General features: G+C 65.2%; 21 protein-coding genes. 15 read left to right on the top strand and 6 right to left on the bottom strand.

Annotated features, from left to right (window positions below; translation table 11 throughout):
• Positions 1-88: 88 nt before the first annotated feature.
• The 4 genes from SIDU_RS07370 (at position 89) to purC (ending at position 4372) form a co-directional block, all read left to right on the top strand.
• On the top strand, positions 89-1867 hold the full coding sequence (locus SIDU_RS07370; RefSeq protein WP_257787151.1) for a glycoside hydrolase family 15 protein: 1779 nt from the start codon (positions 89-91) through the stop codon (positions 1865-1867).
• Between the two features lie 25 nt (positions 1868-1892).
• Complete coding sequence (otsA, locus tag SIDU_RS07375) at positions 1893-3296, top strand: alpha,alpha-trehalose-phosphate synthase (UDP-forming) (RefSeq protein WP_025161097.1); 1404 nt, start codon at positions 1893-1895, stop codon at positions 3294-3296.
• A gap of 31 nt (positions 3297-3327) precedes the next feature.
• On the top strand, positions 3328-3459 hold the full coding sequence (locus SIDU_RS20215; RefSeq protein ID WP_007682106.1) for a hypothetical protein: 132 nt from the start codon (positions 3328-3330) through the stop codon (positions 3457-3459).
• Between the two features lie 130 nt (positions 3460-3589).
• Entirely contained in the window at positions 3590-4372 is a 783-nt protein-coding gene (purC, locus tag SIDU_RS07380; RefSeq protein ID WP_007682103.1) for a phosphoribosylaminoimidazolesuccinocarboxamide synthase, read from the top strand.
• An 18-nt stretch (positions 4373-4390) separates the two neighbouring features.
• On the opposite strand, the gene SIDU_RS07385 is transcribed toward purC, so the two are convergent.
• Positions 4391-5143: a sulfite exporter TauE/SafE family protein gene (locus SIDU_RS07385; RefSeq protein WP_007682102.1), complete on the bottom strand. Its 753-nt coding sequence runs from the start codon at positions 5141-5143 to the stop codon at positions 4391-4393.
• Between the two features lie 109 nt (positions 5144-5252).
• Between SIDU_RS07385 and purS the strand changes: the two genes are divergently transcribed.
• Both purS and purQ read left to right on the top strand, forming a co-directional pair.
• Positions 5253-5483: a phosphoribosylformylglycinamidine synthase subunit PurS gene (gene purS, locus SIDU_RS07390; RefSeq protein WP_007682101.1), complete on the top strand. Its 231-nt coding sequence runs from the start codon at positions 5253-5255 to the stop codon at positions 5481-5483.
• Between the two features lie 3 nt (positions 5484-5486).
• Entirely contained in the window at positions 5487-6161 is a 675-nt protein-coding gene (gene purQ / locus SIDU_RS07395) for a phosphoribosylformylglycinamidine synthase subunit PurQ (RefSeq protein ID WP_007682099.1), read from the top strand.
• A 377-nt stretch (positions 6162-6538) separates the two neighbouring features.
• Here purQ and serB read toward each other — a convergent pair whose 3' ends face one another.
• Positions 6539-7417 (bottom strand): phosphoserine phosphatase SerB, encoded by an 879-nt coding sequence (gene serB / locus SIDU_RS07400; protein ID WP_007682095.1) that lies wholly within the window; start codon positions 7415-7417, stop codon positions 6539-6541.
• On the opposite strand from serB, the gene miaA reads away from it, so the two are divergent.
• From miaA to SIDU_RS07430, 6 genes are all read left to right on the top strand, one after another.
• A complete protein-coding gene (miaA, locus tag SIDU_RS07405) occupies positions 7416-8360 on the top strand; it encodes a tRNA (adenosine(37)-N6)-dimethylallyltransferase MiaA (RefSeq protein WP_007682094.1) in 945 nt (314 codons plus the stop codon). The genes serB and miaA overlap by 2 nt on opposite strands.
• 100 nt (positions 8361-8460) lie before the next feature.
• The gene (locus SIDU_RS07410) at positions 8461-10209 is read left to right on the top strand and encodes an acetolactate synthase 3 large subunit (protein WP_007682093.1); all 1749 of its coding nucleotides are present in this window, start codon (positions 8461-8463) and stop codon (positions 10207-10209) included.
• 11 nt (positions 10210-10220) lie between these two features.
• A complete protein-coding gene (locus tag SIDU_RS07415; protein WP_007682087.1) occupies positions 10221-10565 on the top strand; it encodes a hypothetical protein in 345 nt (114 codons plus the stop codon).
• Positions 10565-11080 (top strand): acetolactate synthase small subunit, encoded by a 516-nt coding sequence (ilvN, locus tag SIDU_RS07420; RefSeq protein WP_007682086.1) that lies wholly within the window; start codon positions 10565-10567, stop codon positions 11078-11080. The genes SIDU_RS07415 and ilvN overlap by 1 nt, the downstream gene beginning before the upstream one ends.
• Before the next feature lie 157 nt (positions 11081-11237).
• The gene (ilvC, locus tag SIDU_RS07425; protein ID WP_007683242.1) at positions 11238-12257 is read left to right on the top strand and encodes a ketol-acid reductoisomerase; all 1020 of its coding nucleotides are present in this window, start codon (positions 11238-11240) and stop codon (positions 12255-12257) included.
• Between the two features lie 117 nt (positions 12258-12374).
• The gene (locus tag SIDU_RS07430) at positions 12375-12998 is read left to right on the top strand and encodes a YceI family protein (RefSeq protein ID WP_007683244.1); all 624 of its coding nucleotides are present in this window, start codon (positions 12375-12377) and stop codon (positions 12996-12998) included.
• Between the two features lie 97 nt (positions 12999-13095).
• Here the strand turns inward: SIDU_RS07430 and SIDU_RS19045 are convergent.
• Positions 13096-13856 (bottom strand): IS5 family transposase gene (locus SIDU_RS19045; protein ID WP_233431879.1). Its coding sequence is split into 2 segments (ribosomal slippage): positions 13096-13523 and positions 13523-13856, totalling 762 coding nucleotides; the frame shifts between segments, so codons are not numbered across the junction.
• Between the two features lie 459 nt (positions 13857-14315).
• Between SIDU_RS19045 and leuA the strand changes: the two genes are divergently transcribed.
• Positions 14316-15989 carry a 2-isopropylmalate synthase gene (gene leuA / locus SIDU_RS07445; RefSeq protein ID WP_007683252.1) on the top strand — a complete coding sequence of 558 codons (1674 nt, stop codon included), beginning with the start codon at positions 14316-14318 and terminating at the stop codon, positions 15987-15989.
• 92 nt (positions 15990-16081) lie between these two features.
• Here the strand turns inward: leuA and SIDU_RS07450 are convergent, their stop codons facing one another.
• On the bottom strand, positions 16082-17434 hold the full coding sequence (locus tag SIDU_RS07450; protein ID WP_025772710.1) for a M20/M25/M40 family metallo-hydrolase: 1353 nt from the start codon (positions 17432-17434) through the stop codon (positions 16082-16084).
• Between the two features lie 209 nt (positions 17435-17643).
• Here SIDU_RS07450 and SIDU_RS07455 point away from each other — a divergent pair, with 209 nt between their 5' ends.
• Together SIDU_RS07455 and trmFO are read left to right on the top strand one after the other, a co-directional pair.
• Positions 17644-18945: a dicarboxylate/amino acid:cation symporter gene (locus SIDU_RS07455; protein WP_007683254.1), complete on the top strand. Its 1302-nt coding sequence runs from the start codon at positions 17644-17646 to the stop codon at positions 18943-18945.
• Between the two features lie 42 nt (positions 18946-18987).
• On the top strand, positions 18988-20325 hold the full coding sequence (gene trmFO / locus SIDU_RS07460) for a methylenetetrahydrofolate--tRNA-(uracil(54)-C(5))-methyltransferase (FADH(2)-oxidizing) TrmFO (protein ID WP_007683255.1): 1338 nt from the start codon (positions 18988-18990) through the stop codon (positions 20323-20325).
• A gap of 4 nt (positions 20326-20329) precedes the next feature.
• On the opposite strand, the gene SIDU_RS07465 is transcribed toward trmFO, so the two are convergent.
• A complete protein-coding gene (locus SIDU_RS07465) occupies positions 20330-20794 on the bottom strand; it encodes an EF-hand domain-containing protein (protein ID WP_025772711.1) in 465 nt (154 codons plus the stop codon).
• 9 nt (positions 20795-20803) lie between these two features.
• Positions 20804-21445, bottom strand: a complete 642-nt coding sequence (locus tag SIDU_RS07470; RefSeq protein ID WP_025772712.1) for a hypothetical protein — start codon at positions 21443-21445, stop codon at positions 20804-20806.
• Positions 21446-21518 lie beyond the last annotated feature (73 nt).

Below are 21518 nucleotides of genomic sequence, written 5' to 3' on the forward strand. Positions count from 1 at the left end.
GGCGCCCCCGTCGTGCACGAACAAGGGGGACGGACCGATAGAGACGCAGAAAAACGACCTTCCCGGCGGGAATGAGCGCACGCTCGACCTGTGGCCCATCGGCAATTGCCAGGCTTCGGCGCTGATCGACCGGGCCGGGCGGATGATATGGGCCTGCGTCCCCCGCGTCGACGGCGATCCGGTATTCTCGGCCCTGCTGGACGATGCCGCCTGGGATGAACCGGATGCGCGGGGCTTCTGGGCCATAGAACTGGAACACTGCGTCCGGATCGAGCAGCATTATGTCCGCAACACCCCCGTGCTCGTGACCCGCCAGACCGACGCGCAGGGCAATGCGATAGAGCTTTACGATTTCTGCCCCCGCCACAAGCATCTGGGCCGGATGTACCGCCCGGTCGCGTTCGCCCGCGTGGTGCGGCCCGTATCCGGCAGCCCGCGCGTTCGCGTCAGGTTGCGCCCCACCACCTCCTGGCATTCGGAAAAGGTGCCGATCAGCTACGGATCAAACCATATCCGGCTGGTGCTGTCCTATATGGCGATGCGCGTTTCCACCAATGCGCCCATCGGCCTCATCTCCCAGGAAAGCTGGTTCCGGCTGGAACATGACATGCATTTCTTCCTGGGTCCGGACGAGAGCTTTTCCGACGCCCTCCGCCCCGCAGTGGAGCGGATGCTGGACGACACGATCCACGAATGGCAGATCTGGGTGCGCGGCCTCGCCATTCCAGCCGAGTGGCAGGAGGCGGTGATCCGCTCCGCCATCACGCTCAAGCTGTGCCAGCATGAGGAAACCGGCGCCATCGTCGCCGCGCTGACCACCAGCATTCCCGAACATGCTGACAGCGGCCGCAACTGGGACTATCGCTATTGCTGGATCAGGGACGCCTATTACACGGTGGAGGCGCTGAACCGGCTGGGCGCGCTGGACGTTCTGGAAAGCTATCTCGTCTACCTCCGCAACATCGTCGACGGTGCGCGGGGCGGCCATATCCAGCCGCTCTACGACGTGCGCGGCAACGCCACGCTGGAGGAGCGGGAGGCGCAGAACCTGCCCGGCTATCGCGGCATGGGGCCCGTGCGGGTCGGCAATGCCGCCTATTCCCAGGTGCAGCATGACGCCTATGGCCAGATCGTCCTCTCCTCCGTGCAGGGCTTCATCGACCAGCGCCTGCTGCGCATGGCGGGGCTGTCGGATTTCGAGGCGCTGGAGGCCGTGGGCGAGCGCGCCTGGCAGGTCTATGACCAGCCCGACGCCGGCCTGTGGGAATTGCGCACCCGCGCCCATGTCCACAGCTATAGCGCGGTGATGTGCTGGGCGGCGTGCGACCGCCTCGCCCATGCGGCGGCGGCCCTTGGGCTGCCGGACCGCGAAGTCCATTGGCGCGAACGGGCGGAGGTCATGAAGGCCCGCATCCTCCAGTCGGCCTGGCGGACGGACAGCAACGCCATTTCCGCCACTTTCGAGGACGACGCGCGGGATGCCTCGCTGCTCCAGTTGCTGGACCTGCGCTTCCTGGCGGCCGACAATCCCATGTTCGTCGGCACACTGAAGGCCCTGGAGCAGGATCTTCGCCGGGGCAACGACATGCTGCGCTACAGCGCGCCGGACGATTTCGGGGAGCCGGTCACCGCCTTCAACGTCTGCACCTTCTGGCTGATAGAGGCCCTGCATCGGACCGGCCGCAGCGAGGAGGCCCGCAGCCTGTTCGAGGAGATGCTGTCCCGCCGCACCGCCGCCGGGCTGCTTTCCGAAGACATCGACCCCGCCACCGGGGAATTGTGGGGGAACTATCCCCAAACCTACTCATTGGTCGGCATCATCAATTGCGCCGTGCTCTTGAGCAAACCGTGGAGCGTGATGCGATGAGGCGCTTGGCATGGAGGCGCTTGGCATGAGCCGCCTGATAGTCATTTCCAACCGGGTCAGTCGCCCGACCAAGACCGGCAACCAGGGCGGCCTGGCCGTCGCGCTTTCCCAGGCCCTCCGGGAAAGCCGGGGCATCTGGGTCGGCTGGTCGGGCGAGGTCACGGAGAATTTCACCGGACAAATCGGCTTTTCGGAGGATGAAGGGGTCAAGACCGCGACCATCGATCTGGAGGAGCAGGACGTCGACGAATATTATAACGGCTATGCCAACAAGACGCTCTGGCCGCTGTTCCATTTCCGCATCGACCTGGCCGAATATGCCCGCGATTTCGAGGGCGGGTACAACCGCGTCAACCAGCGTTTCGCGGACACGACTAGCCCGCTGATCGAGCCGGAGGACATCATCTGGGTCCAGGATTATCACATGATCCCGCTGGGTCGGATGCTGCGCGATCGGGGCCATGACAATCGCATGGGCTTCTTCCTGCACATCCCCTGGCCGCCGACCCGGCTCCTGGTGTCGCTGCCCCACCACAGCAAGCTGGTGCAGACGCTGTTCGCCTATGACGTCGTGGGGTTCCATACGGAGGAATGGCTGGAATCCTTCCGCCACTATGTGGAGCGGGAGATGGGCGGAACGGTCGACGGCGATTTCGTGACGCTGGGAAACCGGACGATCCAGGCGATCGCCTGCCCCATCGGCATCAACGCGCAGGAATATGCCAGCGCCGCCGTCAGCGACGCCGCCAAGGACATGTATGAGAAGGTCCGCCGTTCGCTTCAGGACCGTCCCATGATCGTGGGCGTGGACCGCCTGGACTACAGCAAGGGGCTGGAGGAGCGGTTCAACGGCTATGCCCGCTTCCTCAAGGATCATCCCGAACAGCATCGCAACGTCGTGCTGACGCAGATCGCGCCGCCCTCCCGCGGGGAGGTGGAAAGCTATCAGCAGATCCGCGCCACGCTCGACGCGCTGGCAGGCCGCATCAACGGCGAATATAGCGACGTCGACTGGACGCCGATCCGTTACGTCAACCAGGGCTATCCGCGCGACAAGCTGGCCGGCATCTACCGCGCCGCGAAGATCGGGCTGGTCACGCCGCTGCGCGACGGCATGAACCTGGTCGCCAAGGAATATGTGGCGGCGCAGGATCCCGACGATCCCGGCGTCCTCATCCTGTCGCGCTTCGCCGGCGCGGCCCAGCAGCTCAAGGACGCGCTGCTGATCAATCCCTACAGCCCGGAGGAGATGTCAGACGCCATCACCCGCGCCCTTTCCATGCCCCTGGACGAGCGCAAGCGCCGCTGGCGCGCCATGATGGACAGCGTGGAGCAGCAGGACATAAGCTGGTGGCGGCAGCGCTTCACGGAGCGGCTTATGGCGGTCCAGCGCGATGGCGAAGTGAAACCGGAGGCGCAACCGGCTTAACTTTCCCGCCGGCGCCGCTACTGTCGGACAGATGGATGATGATGAGGAAGAAGCGGGCGGCGCCCTTGCCGCCATTCGCGCCAGATCGGGCGTCATATTGGGGGCGGTCGGCCTTTTGGCGTGGCTGGCGCTGATCTGGTTCATGTTCGGGGACGTGCTGTAGGTACCCCCATCCATTTGCACCCTTGCCCACTTTGGTCTAAGGGCCAGCCCAAGCAGCCCCGGCACCCGCTGATCCTTCCCGATTCGCGTTTGCCGGGGCACATTCATTCTTGGGAAGACAGGAACCGCGCATGGCCCGTCGCCGCCAGATCTACGAAGGCAAGGCAAAGATCCTTTACGAAGGCCCGGAGCCGGGCACGATCATCCAATATTTCAAGGATGACGCCACCGCCTTCAACGCCCAGAAGAAGGGCACGATTTCGGGCAAGGGCGTGCTCAACAACCGGATTTCCGAGCATATCTTCACCCTGCTCGGCCAGATCGGGGTTCCGACCCACTTTATCCGCCGCCTCAACATGCGCGAGCAGCTTGTCCGCCAGGTCGAGATCGTGCCGATCGAAGTCGTGGTGCGCAACGTCGCCGCCGGCTCGCTCAGCAAGAAGCTGGGGATCGAGGAAGGGACGCAGCTTCCCCGCACGCTGATCGAATATTGCTACAAGGACGACGCGCTGGGCGACCCGCTGGTGTCGGAAGAGCATATCGCCTGCTTCGGCTGGGCCAGCCAGGACGAGATGCACGACATCGCCGACATGGCGATCCGCATCAACGACTTCATGTGCGGCCTGTTCGCGGGCATCGGCATCCGCCTGATCGACTTCAAGCTGGAGTTCGGCCGCCTGTGGGACGGCGATTACAGCCGCGTCATCCTGGCCGACGAGATCAGCCCGGACGGCTGCCGCCTGTGGGACATGGCCACCGGCGAGAAGCTGGACAAGGACCGTTTCCGTCGCGACCTGGGCGGCGAAGTCGAGGCCTATCAGGAAGTCGCCCGCCGTCTGGGCCTGATGCCTGAGGGCGTCGATACGACCGTGCTGGACCTGGACACCCACCGCAAGAAGCGCAGCAAGGACTGACGAAATTCGGCGCGCTGCTCAGGCGAGCAGCGCGTCCACCAGCAGCTTGATGCCCAGCAATACCATCAGCACGTAGATGAGCGTGTAGAAGCGCGCCGGATCCACGCGCCGCACCAGCACCACGCCCGCCAGGGTCGCCGCGACGGCCACGGGAATCAGCGTCGCGGTCGCCAGCAAATTGGTCCGGGTGAACTGCCCCAGGGCGGCATAGGCGGGCACCTTCATCCAGTTCATCGTGGCGAAGGTGACCGCCGTCGTCCCGACCAGCGTGTCGCGGGGCAGGCGCTTGGGCAGCACCCACATCTGGAAGGGCGGCGACCCGGCATGGGCGATCTGGCTGGTGAAGCCGCTCGCCACGCCGAACAGCATGCCGATCCAGCCCGGCGAATTGGACGGCAGCACCATCGCGCCGCCGCGCTCGATCCAGAGCCGCTGAAGCCCGAACAGCGCCGAAATCAGGCCCAGCACGCCCAGCACCGCGACTTCGGACACCTGGGCCGCGAAGACATAGCCGATGGCGACCCCCATCGCCATGCCCGGCAGCATGACCTTCGCTATGTGCCGGTCCCAGCTATGGCGGAACGACCAGACGCTGACGGCGTCCTGCAGGATCAGGATGGGCAGCAGGATCGCCGCCCCCTTCACCGGGTCCACGCCCAATGCCATGATCGGCATGGCGAGCGCCCCCACCCCGGCGAACCCGCCCTTGGCGAGGCCGGACAGGATCACGGCGGCGACGGCGCAGGCATAATAGAGATATTCCTGATTCATGGCGCCCGCCTAAAGCAACGCCGCCGATCGGGAAAGCATAATGCCTTGCCTGCGGCAGCCGAGGGGATTAGGGGGTGCGCGAAAGCCTGATTACGGAGTTCCCTGCCCCATGAAAGCCCGCATCTTCGTCACCCTCAAGGGCGGTGTCCTCGATCCGCAGGGCAAGGCGATCCATCATGCGCTGGAAGGCCTTGGCTTCGGCGGCGTCAACGACGTGCGCGCGGGCAAGCTGATCGAGCTGGACCTGGCCGACGGCACCAGCGACGAGGATATCGACGCCATGTGCCGCAAGCTGCTGGCGAACACGGTGATCGAAAACTACCGCATCGAAAAGGCCTGAGCCATGAAGAGCGCCGTCATCGTCTTCCCCGGCAGCAATTGCGACCGCGACCTCGCCGTGGCGTTCGAGGCGGCGACCGGCGCGAAGCCCGCCATGATCTGGCACCGCGACACCGAACTGCCGGACGATATCGACCTGATCGGGGTGCCGGGCGGCTTTTCCTATGGCGACTATCTGCGCTCCGGCGCGATGGCGGCACGCTCGCCGGTGATGCAGGCGGTGGCAAGGGCGGCGGATCGCGGCGCTTATGTGCTGGGCATCTGCAACGGTTTCCAGGTGCTGACGGAGAGCGGGCTGCTGCCCGGCGCGCTGCTGCGCAACGCGGGCGGGCATTTCGTCTGCCGCGACGTCGCGCTGACGGTGGAGAATGCGCAGAGCGCCTTCACCAGCCGCTATGAAGCGGGCGAGGCGATCAGCTTTCCTGTGGCGCATCATGACGGCAATTATTTCGCCGACGCGGCGACGCTCGACAGGCTGGAGGGCGAAGGCCGCGTGGCGCTGCGCTATGCGGAGAGCGTCAACGGGTCGGCGCGGAACATCGCGGGCATTTTGAACGAGACCGGCAATGTGCTGGGCATGATGCCGCATCCGGAGCGCGTGATCGAGGCGGCCCATGGCGCGACCGATGGCCGGCGGCTGTTCGAGGGGCTGGTCGAAGGGCTGCTGGCGCGGGCCTGATAGGCGCTGTCCCTCCGGGGAGCAGAGTGACATAGTCGAGGCATGAAAGGTCAGGAAACGGCGGTTTTCTGGCCTTTTTCCATGTTCGCTATCGAGCGTTTCACCCCGAAGTTCACAGTGCATGCGCGCGCGTGCCTGGGCGCGCGTATGCGTGTGAGGCGATTGGTCGGACGTTTCAAAGAGCGATGCGGGATAGGCTGGCTGGCGTGGAATAGGACAGCCGGAATTGTGGAGGTGGTGGAGAAATAGGATGTTTTTTAGGGAAGCTGTGGCCATTGGGTTACGCCGATCCTGAGCCAATCATCTGGATTCAGGGCCGGACAATTGAAAAGAGAGTCTGAAAATGGCCAATCGCGGTCATTCTGGGCGCGCCAGGATCAACCCACGACCCACTCCGCCGAAGCAATCCCCTGTGCGTAGAGCAGCACGGACAAATCGCCATGCACGATCTCAGCCGCCGCGGCTTCGCGGGTCTTGGGCTTGGCATGATAGGCGACGCCCAGTCCCGCCCCCTGGATCATCGGAATATCATTGGCTCCGTCGCCCACCGCCAGCGTCAGGGCGCGGTCGATGCCGCCCTCGATCGCCGCCTCCAGTTCCGCCCGCTTGCGCGCCGCGTCGACGATGGGCACCGTCACCGTGCCCAGCAAGGCCCCGTCCGCAATCTCCAGCACATTGGCGACCGCCGCGTCGAAGCCGATTTCCTCCGCCACCGGCCCGGTGAAGCGCGTGAAGCCGCCCGACACCAGCAAAGTCGTCGCGCCCCGCGCCTTCATCGTCCGCACCAGTTCCCTGGCGCCGCCCATGATGACGACCCGTTCCTCGCGGCACTGGTCGATGGCCGCGTCCGCCAGCCCCTTCAGCAGGGCCACCCGCTCATGCAGCGCGCCCGCAAAATCCAGTTCGCCGCGCATCGCCCGCTCGGTGATCTCGGCGATCTGCGGCTTGATCCCGGCATAGTCGGCCAGTTCGTCGATGCACTCGACGGTGATCATGGTGGAATCCATGTCCGCGATCAGCAGCTTCTTCTCGCGCCCCTCGGCCAACTGGACGATCACGTCCACCCGCTCGCCGATGCCGGTCAGCACCGCCCGCGCCGCGACCGGATCGAACCCGAAGAAAATATCCGCCGCCTTGCCCTCGTCCAGCCAGTTGCTATCGACGGGCGCGCATCCCGCCGTCGCCAAGCGTCCGACGGCATCGGCAATATCTTCCTGACTCAAGGCCCCGCTTGCCACTAAGGTCGCAACGAACATGGATACTCCTGCCACATCGAAGGGCGAATCCCGCCCCCGCGTCGCGCTTATTGCCGGGCCCACCGCCAGCGGCAAGAGCGCGCTTGCGGTCCGCCTGGCCCACATGACCGGCGGCATCGTCATCAACGCCGACGCCAGCCAGGTCTATGCCGACCTCCGGATCCTCTCCGCCCGGCCGACCGATGAGGAGATGGACGGCGTCCCGCACCGCCTGTTCGGCCATATCGACGGGGCAGAGGCCTGCACCGCCGCCCGCTGGGCCGCCGAAGCCAAAGCCGAAATCGACAAGGCGCATAAGGCGGGCCGCCTGCCCATCCTGGTCGGCGGCACCGGCCTCTATCTCCGCACCCTGCTGGACGGCATCGCCCCGGTCCCGGACATAGACCCCGCCATCCGCGCCGCCGTCCGCGCCCTTCCAGTGGCCGACGCCCACGCCGCGCTCGCAAAAGAAGACCCCGAAGCCGCCGCCCGCCTAGCCCCCGCCGACACCACCCGCGTCGCCCGCGCGCTGGAGGTGGTCCGCTCCACCGGCAAGCCCCTCGCCCAATGGCAGCAGCATAAAAGCGGCGGCATCGCCGACGGCATAGCCCTCTCGCCCCTGATCCTTCTCCCTCCCCGCGACTGGCTGATCGCCCGCTGCGACCTGCGCTTCGGGCAGATGCTGGACGGCGGCGCCGCGGCGGAAGTCGAGGCCCTGCTCGCCCGCAACCTTTCCCCCGACCTTCCCGTCATGCGCGCCATCGGCGTGCCCGAAATCGCCGCCTGGCTGGCGGGACGGATCGACCGCGACACGATGCTGGAACGCGGCCGCATCGCCACCCGCCAATATGCGAAACGCCAATATACCTGGTTTTCGCGCCAGCCACCCCCGGAATGGCTATGCGAGAACAGACAGATTGATGCTGAAATATTGGGCGAATTGGCAATAAAATTACAACAATAACTCTTGACTTGCCATTTTATGTCCAATAGACGCAGCCGCCTTGCCATAGCTCCGCTTCTGGAGCAGAGGGCGCAGCAATTATCCAACGGAAGGATCCATCGTGGCCGAAAAGAGCGGCGCGGACATATTGGTTGAGTGCCTGATCGACCTGGGGGTCGAGGTCGTGTTCGGCTATCCGGGCGGCGCGGTGCTGCCCATTTATGACGCACTCTTCAATCATCCGAAGATCCGCCATGTCCTGGTCCGCCACGAACAGGGCGCGACCCATATGGCGGAGGGTTATGCCCGCTCCACCGGCAAGCCCGGCGTCGTGCTCGTCACCTCCGGCCCCGGCGCGACCAATGCCGTCACCGGCATCACCGACGCGCTGATGGATTCCATCCCGATGGTCGTCATCACCGGCCAGGTTCCCACGCATCTGATCGGCACCGACGCCTTCCAGGAAGCGGACACGGTCGGCATCACCCGCCACTGCACCAAGCACAATTATCTGGTGAAGTCGCCGAACAAGCTGGCCAGCGTCGTGCATGAGGCGTTCCATATCGCCACCACCGGCCGCCCCGGCCCGGTCGTCATCGACATTCCGAAGAATGTCCAGATCGCGACCGCGCCCTACAGCAAGCCGCAGGCGTTCGAACATGCCAGCTACCGCCCCCAGACGAAGGCGGACCCTGCCGCCATCGCCAGCGCGGTGGAGATGCTGGCGGCGGCCGAGCGCCCGATCTTCTACACCGGCGGCGGCGTCATCAACTCCGGCCCCGAAGCATCCGCCCTGCTGCGCGAGATCGCGGCGTTGACCGGCGCGCCCGTCACCTCGACGCTGATGGGCCTGGGCGCCTTCCCCGCTTCGTCCGATCAGTGGGTCGGCATGCTCGGCATGCACGGCACCTATGAAGCCAATTGGGCGATGAACAGGGCGGACCTGATCGTCTGCGTCGGCGCCCGCTTCGACGATCGCGTGACCGGCCGCCTCGACGCCTTCTCGCCGGATTCGAAGAAGATCCATATCGACATCGACCGCAGCTCGATCAACAAGACGGTCGACGTCGACTTGGCCGTCATCGCGGACGTCGCCAGCGCCCTTGCCGACATGATCGCGCTCTGGAAGGATCGCGGCCACAAGGCGGCGGACCTTTCCGAATGGTGGGCGCGGATCGACGGCTGGCGCGCGCGCAACAGCCTCGCCTATCCCGACAGCCGCGAAGAGATCATGCCGCAGGAGGCCATCGCCCAGCTTTACAAGGCGTCGCGCTCGGCCAAGGACGTCATCATCTCCACCGAAGTCGGCCAGCACCAGATGTGGGCGGCCCAGCATTTCGGCTTCGACGCGCCGAACAAATGGTTGACCTCCGGGGGCCTGGGCACGATGGGCTATGGCTTCCCGGCCGCCATCGGCGCGCAACTGGGCAATCCCGACAGCCTGGTCGTCTGCGTCGCGGGCGACGCCTCGATCCAGATGAACATCCAGGAAATGGGCACCGCCAGCCAGTACCGCCTGCCGGTCAAGATCTTCATCCTGAACAATGAATATATGGGCATGGTCCGCCAGTGGCAGGAACTGACCTATGAAAGCCGCTATTCCAACAGCTATTCGGACAGCCTGCCCGACTTCGTGAAACTGGCGGAGGCCTATGGCTGGACCGGCATCCGCATCGAGGGGCCGCAGGAACTGGAGGCGGGCATTGCCCAGATGATCGACACGCCCGGCCCGGTGCTGGTCGATTGCCGCGTGGCGAAGCTCACCAACTGCTTCCCGATGATCCCCTCGGGCGCGGCGCATACCGACATGCTGCTCGACCCCAGCCAGGTCGAAGGCGTCATGTCGGACGAAGCGAAGGCGCTGGTGTAAAGGATGGGGGCGTGACGCAACATCTGAAGCTCCGCATCCATGTGAGCGAACCCTTCGATTTCGAACGGCTGGCCGGCACCGCCGAGCTGACCGGCTGGACGGTGGACCATGCCGATCCGGAGAATGAGGCCTGGGAAGTGCATCTGGATCATGGCTTCGACTTTCACGAACGCCATATCGGCCGCCTGCTGGTCAGCCCCCGCTATGTGGGCGAGCATCTGGCGCGGATGTTCGATGCGATTGCGGGCTTCCCCGTGCGCCTCGCCCATCGCGACGACGGCAGTTGGCACTACGCCTTCACGGGCATGATCTCGCAACGCCATGACGGCGAAGAAGCGGACAACGGAACGATCTGATGCACATTCAGGAAGAGATTAGCGAGCGGCACGTCCTGTCGCTGACGGTTTCGAACGAGGCGGGCATATTGGCGCGCATCGCGGGCCTGTTCACCGCGCGCGGCTATAATATCGACAGCCTGACCGTGGCGGACATCACCCCGGACCATGCGATCAGCCGCATCACCATCGTCACCAGCGGCCCGCCCAAGGTGATCGACCAGATCATCGCCCAACTGGAACGGCTGGTGCCGGTGCACAAGGTGACGGACCTGACCGACAACGGCCCCTTCGTCGAGCGCGAACTGGCGCTGGTCAAGGTCGCGGGAACGGGCGAGAACCGGATAGAGGCGCTGCGCCTGGCCGACGTGTTCCGGGCGAAGGTGGTCGACACCACGATAGAGAGCTTCATCTTCGAGATCACCGGCACGACGGACAAGATCGACAATTTCGTCGGCCTGATGCGCCAGATCGGCCTGGTCGAGGTCGGCCGCACCGGCGTCGTCGGCCTGATCCGCGGCAAGGAGTCGAACTGAAGAAATTACCCCTCTCCCCTTGTGGGAGAGGGAGGGGCCCGCCGCGCAGCGGTGGGAGGGTGAGGGCCAGCAGCCCCTCCCCCGCGCGCAGGTGGTCCCCCTCACCGCCAATCTCGGCTCCGAAAGGCGCCACCCGAACTGAAAGAAGGAACGTCAAATGAAGGTTTATTACGACCGCGACGCCGACATCGGCCTGATCAAGGGCAAGAAGGTCGCCATCCTGGGTTACGGTTCGCAGGGTCACGCCCATGCGCAGAATCTGCGCGATTCCGGCGTCGCCGAAGTCGCCATCGCGCTGCGCCCCGGCTCGCCCAGCGCCAAGAAGGCCGAAGGCGCGGGCTTCAAGGTGCTGCCGAACGCGGAAGCCGCCGCATGGGCCGACGTGCTGATGATCCTGGCTCCCGACGAGCATCAGGCCGCCATCTACGCCGCCGACATCCACGCCAATCTGCGCCCCGGCGCGGCGCTGGCCTTCGCGCACGGCCTCAACGTCCATTTCGGCCTGATCGAGCCGCGCAAGGATGTCGACGTCATCATGATCGCGCCCAAGGGCCCCGGCCACACCGTGCGCGGCGAATATGTGAAGGGCGGCGGCGTGCCCTGCCTGATCGCCATCCATCAGGACGCGACCGGCAACGCCCATGACATCGCCCTGTCCTACGCTTCGGGCGTCGGCGGCGGCCGCAGCGGCATCATCGAAACCAATTTCCGCGAGGAATGCGAAACCGACCTGTTCGGCGAGCAGGCCGTGCTGTGCGGCGGCGCGACCGCGCTGGTCCAGGCGGGCTTCGAAACGCTGGTCGAGGCTGGTTACGCCCCGGAAATGGCCTATTTCGAATGCCTGCACGAACTGAAGCTGATCGTCGACCTGATGTATGAAGGCGGCATCGCCAACATGCGCTATTCGATCTCGAACACCGCCGAATATGGCGACATCAAGACCGGCCCGCGCATCATCACCGAAGAAACGAAGAAGGAAATGAAGCGCGTCCTGGCCGACATCCAGTCGGGCCGCTTCGTCAAGGATTTCGTGCTCGACAACCGCGCCGGCCAGCCGGAATTGAAGGCCAGCCGCATCGCCGCCCAGCGCCATCCCATCGAGGAGACCGGCGCCAAGCTGCGCGCCATGATGCCCTGGATCGGCGCGAACAAGCTGGTCGACAAGGACAAGAACTGACGGCCACGCCGACATAGCGTAACGGTAACCCATTGTTTCCGGTTACGGCTCTGGAACAATCGAGGGACGTCGCCTATCGTGGCGGCGTCCCTTGAACGTTTCGGAGAGAGCATCCCCATGCGCAAATATCTGATCCCCGCCGCCGCCCTGATCGCCCTGGCCGGCGGCAGCGCCGTCATCGCTCAGCAAATGCCCGCCGCGCCCGGCGCGAAGGACGCCGCGCGCGTCACCGGCGGCGCCTATACCATCGACCCCGGCCACACCCAGATTCTCTTCGCCTATGACCATATGGGCTTTTCCAACAATCTGGGCGTCCTGTCCGAATCGACCGGCACGCTGACGCTCGACCCTAAGAACCCCTCCGCCGCAAAGGTTTCGGTCGAGGTTCCGATCGCCAACCTCAAGACCGGCATCGCCAAGCTGGACGAGCATCTGATGAAGCCGGAATTCTTCGATTCCGCCAAATTCCCCAAGGCGACCTTCGTGTCGACCGGCGTGAAGGTGCAGGGCACCCAGGCGGAGATCACCGGCAACCTGACCATCAAGGGCATCACCAAGCCGGTGACGCTGGACACCGAATTCTACGGCGCGGGCAAGGCTCCGGCGATGATGGGCGGCAAGGAAAATGTCGGCTTCGTCGCGACCACCACGATCAAGCGCAGCGATTTCGGCATGGGCTATGGCGTGCCGATGGTCGGCGACGCGGTGGAACTGAAGATCGTCGCGGCGTTCCAGAAGTAAGTGCTCCCAATATCCCTCTCCCTTGAGGGTCGGCCAGAGTCACGTGCCTCTGGCCGAGGCTGCGCAGACTTGGCAGCTTGCTGCCTAGGCTCAGGACTCATTGATTGAGCCAGAAGATGAAAGCAGCGGCGAAAGCGATGGCGGAGAGGAATGTGTGCGCGCATCGATCGTATCGGGTATGGATTCGTCGCCAGTCTTTGAGGCGGGCGAAGAGGTTCTCGATCTTGTGGCGCTTTCGATAGAGGGCTGCGTCGTAGGGCTGCTGGATGCGATGCTTGGGGTGGGGCGGGATACAAGGAATGATGCCCCGTTGTGCCAGCGCATTGCGGAAGGCTATTGAGCTATAGGCCCGGTCGGCGAGCAGATGGCGCGCGGGTGGCAGGTCCTGGAGCATGGCGAGAGCGGCAGGGTGGTCGCTGGCCTGGCCTTGGGTCAGGCGCAGGAGCACAGGCCTGCCCTTGCCATCGCATACCACATGCAGCTTGGTGGTCAGCCCGCCCCGGCTGCGTCCGATATATCGGGGTAGAGCCCCTTTTTGAGCAGACTGGCGGCGGTGCGATGCGCTTTGAGATGGGTTGTATCGATCATCAATTGATCCGAGCCTCCGCTTTGCCCGGCTAGTTCCGTCAGAATGCGATTGAAAACACCAAGCCTGCTCCATCGGATGAACCGGTTGTAGATCGTCTTGTGTGGACCGTAGCCAGAGGGCGCATCCCGCCAGCGCAGGCCATTGCGGATCACGAACAATATCCCGCTGAGTACCCGCCGGTCATCCACCCGAGCAACGCCATGTGACAAAGGAAAATACGGTTCGATCCGCCGCATTTGCCCCTCCGTCAGCAATAATAGATCATCCATGGCAGCACCTCCCTGCTACCTTGAATCACCACTCAACCCAGCATACAACCAATTTAATAGGTCCTGACCCTAGTCGTAGCTGGGTGAGGGGGTTGCGATCCTTTGGATCGCGCGGGCCGCAGGCCCGCTCCCCCTCATCCAACTGCGCCTAGCTTCGCGCCGCTCAGCAAGGCTCCGTATCCTTCTCCCTCAAGGGGAGAAGGAATGGCCCGGCCTGCTCCCCCACCCATCCGCAAACGACGCCAACCTTGCGCTTTCCCCCAACTCCGGGTAAAGCGGCCCCATCATGCAGCGCGCGCTTCTTCCCCTGCTACGACTTACACGCCCTTAGGCGTGGTTTTTGTGCTGCTCTTCGCTTGAACGACGCGGCAATCCGCCTAAGGGCATAATCAAGCAGATAGTCGTACCACCGGGCAGGCGCCAACTGGCTCGCCCGTATGCAGAGAAGCCATTTTCGTCATGATGCTGAACGATCCCTCGCTGAAATACCGCCCCTTCCCCCAGGTGGACCTGCCCAACCGCCAGTGGCCCTCAAAGGTCATCACCGCACCGCCGCGCTGGCTGTCGACCGACATGCGCGACGGCAACCAGTCGCTGATCGACCCGATGAACGCCGAAAAGAAGCGCCGCTTCTTCGACCTGCTGCTGAAGGTCGGCGTCAAGGAGATCGAGGTCGGCTTCCCCAGCGCGGGCGCGACCGAGTTCGATTTCATTTCCGGCCTGGTCCGCGACGGCGCGATCCCCGACGACGTCTTCCCGCAGGTGCTGACGCAGGCCCGCGAAGACCTGATCGCCACCACCTTCGAATCCCTGCGCGGCGCGAAGAAGGCCATCGTCCACGTCTACAACGCCGTGTCGCCCGCATGGCGCAACATCGTCTTCCAGATGGACCGGCCGCAGATCCGGGAAATCGCCGTCACCGCGGCGAAACTGCTGCGCGACAATGCGGCGAAGCAGCCCGACACCGACTGGCATTTCGAATATAGCCCGGAAACCTTCTCCACCGCGGAACTGGATTTCAGCCTGGAATGCTGCGAGGCGGTGATCGACATATTGCAGCCGACCCCGGAAAAGCCGCTGATCCTGAACCTGCCGGCCACGGTCGAATGCGCGACGCCCAATATCTATGCCGACCAGATCGAATGGATTTGCCGCAACATCTCCCGGCGCGACAGGGTGGTGATATCGCTGCACACCCATAATGACCGGGGAACCGGCGTGGCGGCGGCGGAACTGGGCCTGATGGCGGGCGCGGACCGCGTCGAAGGCTGCCTGTTCGGCAATGGCGAGCGCACCGGCAATTGCGACCTGGTGACGGTGGCGCTGAACATGTACACGCAGGGGATCAATCCGGGGCTGGATTTCAGCGACATCGACGAGGTCATCCAGACCGTCGAATATTGCAACCAGTTGCCCGTCCACCCGCGCCATCCCTATGCGGGCGAACTGGTGTTCACCGCCTTTTCCGGCAGCCATCAGGATGCGATCAAAAAGGGCTTCGCCGCGCAGGAAGCGCGCAACGACCAGATCTGGGACGTGCCCTATCTGCCCATCGACCCCAAGGATCTGGGCCGCGACTATGAGGCCGTGATCCGCGTGAACAGCCAGTCCGGCAAGGGCGGCGTCGCCTGGGTGCTGCAACAGGACAAGGGGCTGAAACTGCCCAAGCGGATGCAGGCCGATTTCTCCAAGGTGGTGCAGGCGCTGGCCGACGAAAGCAGCCGCGAACTCAACGCCGCCGACATATGGGCCGCGTTCGAGACCCATTATCGCCTGGCGGGCGAGCAGACCTACAGCCTGATCGACTATCATGAGAGCGGCGCGGCGGGCGACCGCATCTTCACCGGCAAGATCACGCACAAGGGCGGCGAACGGAGCATTTCCGGGCGCGGCAACGGCCTCATCTCCTCGGTGCTGGCCGCGCTGCGCGACGAACTGGGCGTCGATCTGGAGGTCGCGGACTATAGCGAACATGCCATCGGCGCAGGCACGGACGTCGCGGCGGCCGCCTATGTCGAATGCCGCACGCCCGATGGCCGTACCATCTTCGGCATCGGCACGGATACGGACGTCGCGACCGCCTCGGTCCAGGCGGTCCTCTCCGCCGCGAACAGCATCGCGGCGGGGCGGTGAAATAGCGACGTGCTCCTGCGCAGGCAGGAGCCCAGTTTCGCCGTTTGGACTGGGCTCCTGCCTGCGCAGGAGCACGTCGCGCATTGGGGCGATTATCCCGCCAAAGCCTTCACCACCCTTTCCCACTGGTCGAGCGCCGCCGGAATTCCCGCCACCGGCACCCGCTCGTCCAGCCCATGGGCAAAGCCGTCCTCGCCCCGCTGGAACAGGCTGGACACGCCATAGCTCGGCACCCCCAGCGCCCGGAAATGAAGGCTGTCCGTCGCCCCCGCCGACATGGAGGGGATCACCGGAATATCCGGATGGCGCGCCGCCACGGCCGCCCTCACCGCATCCACCACGTCCTTGCGCAGGGGGGAGGCGCTGCTGGCCTGCGGATCGTCCAGCGTGGCGATCTTCGCGCCCGGATCGTCGATCACCTGCGCCAGTTCCGCCTTCACCGCATCGATGGCGACGCCGGGAAAGATGCGGCAGTTGACGTCGACCTTCGCGCTCTGCGGCAGGGCGTTGAGCGCATGGCCCGCCTGCGCCATGGTGGCGACGCAGGTCGTCCGCACCTGTCCCGCGAATTCGGGATAGTCGGACAGAAGATCGGCCGATTTCCTGTCCCCCGTCTCCGCATAGCGCCGCATCGCCGCGCCCGCCGCGCCGCCGATCCGGTCGGCCGACAGCAGCAGGGATGCCCTGGTCAGTTCATTGCGCATCGGCGCGAAGCGATAGGCCGCGATCCGGCCGATGGCCCGCGCCATGCGATGGATGGGATTGCCCGGCGTCGGCGCGCTGCTGTGGCCGCCCGCATCGGTGAAGGCGATCTCGAAATCGGCATAGGTCTTCTCGCCCGCCTGCAACTGGTACAGCACGGCCCGCCCGCCCTCGTCCAGCAGCCCGCCGCCGCCGTCGCCGTTCAGCAGCAATTCTGCATCCCTGTATTTCTCCGCCAGCGCCCTGCCGGTGCGCATATGCGTTTCCTCATCGCCCGACAGCAGCAGCGTGACGGTCCGCCGGGGTCGCCAGCCCTCTTTGCGCAGGCCCGCAAGCATCGCCACCATCATGGCGACGTCATATTTATTGTCCTCCGCGCCGCGCCCGAAAATATAACCGCCCTCCTCCACCGGCACGAAGGGATCGCGCGTCCAGTCCGCCGGATTGGCGGCCACCACGTCCATATGGCCGATCAGCAGCAGGGGCTTGAGCCGCGGATCGCTGCCCCGGATGGTCGCGGCCAGGCTGGCCGTTTCGCCCATCGGCATGATCTCGACCTCCGCCGCCGCAAAGCCCGCCTGCCGCAGCACCGACGCATAATAAGCGGCCAGACGGGGCACCTGCCCCTGCCCCTCCACCGTGCGAAAGGCGATGGATCGGACGAGCACATCCTTGGCCAGTGCCGGATCGCCGGCTGCCTGCGCGGCGCGGGGCAGGATTAGCGCGGGCAGGATCAGGGCCATCGGAACCACCCACCAATTCGTCAAATCGCATCTCCTGCTGGATTTCGGTCCATTCTGTGGCATAGCGGATCGCGGCCGCCAATCCGTTTGGCCGTCAAGTAGCGGAAAGAGGGCGTCCTTATCCGCATTCACCCCCATAAAGAATTGCTTGCGCGCATCTGGCGGAGCCACTCCCCATATCGCGCGCCGGTCGCCCGAAGGAAATGCCCATGGCCATCAACTATCGCAGTTTCGGATTTCAGGTTCTGGTCGGCATGGCTGTCGGCCTGTTGCTCGGTCTTGTGGCGCGATCCATGGGGCCTGGGCCGGACGGCGATCTCAACGGGCTGGCGACCGCGCTCAAGACGACGGGATCGATCTTCGTCTCGTTGCTCAAGGCCGTGGTGCCGCCGCTGGTGTTCGCGGCCATCGTCGCCTCCATCGCCAATCTGCGCGCGCTGGACAATGCGGCCCGGCTGGCGGGGCAGACGCTGCTCTGGTTCGCGATCACCGCGCTGATCGCCGTCGTCATCGGCCTGGCCATCGGGTTGATCGTCCAGCCGGGTTCCGGCCTCCACGGACAGGCGCTGGCAACCGCCAAGCCGGATTCCGTGGGCGGCTGGCTCGATTTCCTGAAAGGCCTGGTCCCCGGCAACAGCTTCGCCCTGTCCGCCAGCACCAAGCTCACGGATACGGGCGCGACCACCAGCCTGTCCTTCAACATCCTGCAATTGCTGGTCGTTTCCATCGCCATCGGCCTTGCGACGCTGAAGGTCGGGGAGAAAGCCGAACCTTTCCTGGCCTTCGTCCGTTCGCTGCTGGCCGTGGTGCGGGCGATATTGGGCTGGATCATCCGGCTGACGCCCATCGGTTCGGCCGCCCTGATCGGCAGCGCCGTCGCGACCTATGGCTGGAGCGCGCTGGCCCAGCTCGGCGGCTTTGCGGGGGCGGTGTATCTGGGTCTCGCATTGGTGCTGCTGGTGGTCTATCCGCTGCTGCTCGCCGCCAACGGCCTCAGCCCCCTGCCCTTCTTCGCCAAGGCATGGCCCGCCATCCAGCTTGGCTTCGTGTCGCGATCCTCGGTCGGCACCCTGCCCGTCACCGAAACCGTGACCGAGCGGATGGGCGTGGAAAAGGGCTATGCCGCCTTCGCCATTCCGCTGGCATCGACCACGAAGATGGACGGTTGCGCGTCCATCTATCCGGCGCTGGCCGCGATATTCGTCGCCGGTTTCTACGGCATACCGCTTCATGCGGCGGACTATGCGCTGATCGCCTTCGTATCTGTGGTGGGATCGGCCGCGACGGCTGGCCTGACCGGCGCCATCGTGATGCTGACTCTGACGCTTTCCACGCTCGGCCTGCCGCTGGAGGGCGCGGGCCTGCTGCTCGCCATAGACCCGATCCTCGACATGGGGCGCACCGCCGTCAATGTCGCGGGGCAGGTGCTGGTCGCCACCATCGTCGCCAAGCGGGAGGGGATATTGGACGAGGCCGCCTATCAGGGCAAAGCGGATCTGGCCGTCGCCTGACAGCGGTTGACCTGCGCGCCGCGGGGGACCATGGGTCGCCCCATGCATCAGGTTCACATCATCGGCGGCGGACTCGCGGGCACGGAAGCGGCATGGCAATTGGCGCAGGCGGGCGTGAAGGTCCGCCTGTCGGAAATGCGCGGAAGCGGCGACATGACCCCCGCGCACCAGACGGAGGGGCTGGCCGAACTGGTCTGCTCCAACAGCTTCCGTTCCGACGATGCGGACAAGAATGCCGTGGGCCTGCTGCATCAGGAGATGCGGCGGCTGGGATCGCTGATCATGGCGCAGGCGGAACCGGCCAAGGTGCCCGCCGGATCGGCGCTGGCGGTGGACCGGCATATTTTCTCCGACGGCGTCACCCGCGCGCTGGCCAGCCATCCCAATGTAGAGATCGTGCGGGAGCGCATCGACGCGCTGCCGACAGAGGGCATGACCATCGTCGCGACCGGCCCGCTGACCGCCCCAGCACTCGCCGCCAGCATCGGGCAGGCGGCGGGGATCGACCATCTCGCCTTTTTCGACGCCATCGCGCCGGTCGTGCATCATGACAGCATCGACATGGACAAATGCTGGATGGCCAATCGCTGGGACAAGATCGGCCCCGGCGGCGGCGAGGGCAAGGATTACATCAACTGCCCCATGAACAGGGGTCAGTATCAGGCCTTCGTCCAGGGACTGCTGGACGGCGAAAAGACCGATTTCAAGGAGTGGGAAAAGGACACGCCCTATTTCGAAGGCTGCATGCCGATCGAGGTGATGGCGTCACGCGGCCCGGAAACGCTGCGTCACGGGCCGATGAAGCCGATGGGCCTGGACGATCCGCACACCGGCCGCTGGCCCTATGCCGTGGTGCAGTTGCGGCAGGACAATGCTTCGGGCACGCTGTGGAACATGGTCGGCTTCCAGACCAAGCTGAAGCATGGCGCGCAGGTCGAATTGTTCCGCACCATTCCGGGTCTGGAGAAGGCGGAGTTCGCCCGACTCGGCGGGCTTCACCGCAACACCTTCATCCAGAGCCCCAAGCTGCTGGATGGCACGCTGCGCCTGAAAAGCGCGCCGCATATCCGCTTTGCGGGCCAAGTGACGGGCTGCGAAGGCTATGTCGAGAGCGCGGCCATAGGGCTGCTCGCCGGGCGATTTGCCGCGGCGGAAATATTGGGCAGGCCGCTCGCCCCGCTGCCGCCCGAAACGGCGTTGGGCGCGCTGCTCGGCCATGTGACCGGCAATGTCGAGACGGCGGATTATCAGCCGATGAACGTCAATTTCGGCCTCTTCCCGCCGCTGGAAGACGTCAAGAAGAAACAGCGCAAGGAAGCGATGACCGCCCGCGCCCGCGCCGCCCTGGGCCAATGGCTGGGCGAGCTTCAGCCCGCCTGACGCGTCAGCATCGGCATTTCGGCGCGGCCGCGCGTTTCGGGGCGGTCGTCGCGAATTCGGCGGGTGTCAGCCTGCCGTCGCCATTGGCGTCCGCCCTGGCGAAGCGATCCGATGTCGTCACCGCCCACTCCTCGAAGGAGAGGAGATTGTCATTGTCGCGATCCAGCGCCTTGAACGCCCTGACGCGGCTGCCCATCATCTCGACCCGCGAGATGACGCCGTCGCGATTGCGGTCGTAACGGGCAAATCGCTTCTGCTCGCGGCTTTGCGGCGACGCTTCGCCGGGCATGGGCGGCGCCTCCCCCGAAGCGTCCGGATCGCCCTCCGGCAGGGCGTCGACAGCGGGCGGCGGGGGCGATCCGACCAGGGGGTGGGGCACGGGTTCATTGTTCGCCTGTCCCTGCCACCAGAACAGTCCGCCCGCCGCCAGCAGCAATGCCGCTATCGCACCCCCCAGAACTCGCTCCACACTATCCCCCTATCGCCCCAGCAGCGCGACGCGCACCAATCGCCAATATAGCGCCGGGGTCAATCCCGCCGGCGCGCGGCGGCCCTTTTCGATGTCGTGACGCGCAAGCTGACAGGCGATCCGCAACGGGCGCCATTCCTTCGGCCAGGGCAGCCTACCGCCGGTTATATATCCCCGCGCCAGATCGATTGCCTTTTCCGCAACCTGCCGGTCCGCACAATGTCCGGACAGATCCCACAAGGCCCAGGCCGCTCCCGCCCGGTCGAGCCATGGCGGCATATCCTCCCGCCCCGCCAGAGCGCGGAACAGGCCGCCGCCCCGCCCCTCCGCATAGCCGGGAAGGTCCACCTCCCCGATCAACGCTTCCCAGCCGTCAAGCCATTGCGAAAGCCCGCAGGGCGGCAGGCCCTTTATCTCCCGCATCGCATCGATCAAGGGTTCCCCCCGCCCCCTGACGCCGCTTTCGTCGGTCAGGGCATCGTTCCACCAGGCCATGCGCATCTGCCCGATGACAGGCTCGCTCGTCGTCGCCACGAGCCGCGAGAAGCGGGCATCGAGCGCCCAGACCAACCGATGACGGGGCGCGTCCGGGCCGGCATAGGCGCTGAGCAGCGACGGCAAGGTGGCGAGATCGTCGCTCACCTTATCCATCCACCTATATCGAAGGAAATGGATTTTGTCGAAATTATCAGCTTTTTAACCCCAACCGGCATAGTGATCCTGG

Source organism: Sphingobium indicum B90A, from assembly GCF_000264945.2.
Lineage (GTDB): Bacteria > Pseudomonadota > Alphaproteobacteria > Sphingomonadales > Sphingomonadaceae > Sphingobium > Sphingobium indicum.